The following is a 676-nucleotide window of genomic DNA, read 5'->3' on the forward strand; positions in this document are numbered from 1 at the left end:
AGGACCGCACCGTGCACGACTTCCTCAACACCCGTTGCCTGACGATCGCCGGCGGCACCGAGCAGATCCTGCTCACGCTGGCCGCCGAACGGCTGCTGGGTCTGCCCCGCTGAATCGTGCAGGGCCGCCCCAAGTACCCGCCCAAGCCGGTCACGAGCCAGCTTCGAACGCGGCCTGAAACAGATATGCGGTCGCCAGGCTGCGCCATGGACGCCAACGTTCCGCCAGGGCAAGGACTTCGGCTTGAGTGGGCAAGTGGTCGACGCGGTAGACGCGTTGGATCGCTTTGCGAAGAGCGAGATCACCCGGAAGGATGACGTCGGGTCGGTCGAAGGCGATGATCAACATCCCGTGTACGGTCCACGGGCCGATTCCCGGGACCGTCGTCAGCAGGTCTTCTATTTCACGGTCAGAAAGCCGGCGAAGTTCGTCGTCGCGCCATCGACCGTCGCTGAAGTGCTCGGCGACGTCGCGCAGGGTCGCGATCTTGCGGCGCGATATTCCTGCCTTCGCCAGTTCCTCAGGCGCAACGGCCAGCAAGGCTTCCGGGGTCGGCAGTGCGCCGCCGAAGATCCCCATCAACCGATCGAGGATGCGTCGGGTCGCACGAACAGACAGCTGTTGGCCGATTATCTGGAACACCAGTGCGCCGAATGCGTCCATGGGCGGCAAGGCG

General features: G+C 64.8%; 2 protein-coding genes. One reads left to right on the forward strand and one right to left on the reverse strand.

Annotated elements, in window-relative coordinates; all coding sequences use genetic code 11:
- A partial coding sequence (locus F6Q13_RS19085; protein ID WP_293059865.1) for a hypothetical protein occupies positions 1-113 on the forward strand: 113 nt, incomplete at its 5' end.
- Between the two features lie 37 nt (positions 114-150).
- On the opposite strand, the gene F6Q13_RS19090 is transcribed toward F6Q13_RS19085, so the two are convergent.
- On the reverse strand, positions 151-676 hold a 526-nt coding region (locus tag F6Q13_RS19090; protein ID WP_293059862.1), incomplete at its 5' end, for a DNA-3-methyladenine glycosylase 2 family protein.

This window comes from Mycobacterium sp. (assembly GCF_008709575.1).
In the GTDB taxonomy this organism is placed as follows: domain Bacteria; phylum Actinomycetota; class Actinomycetes; order Mycobacteriales; family Mycobacteriaceae; genus Mycobacterium.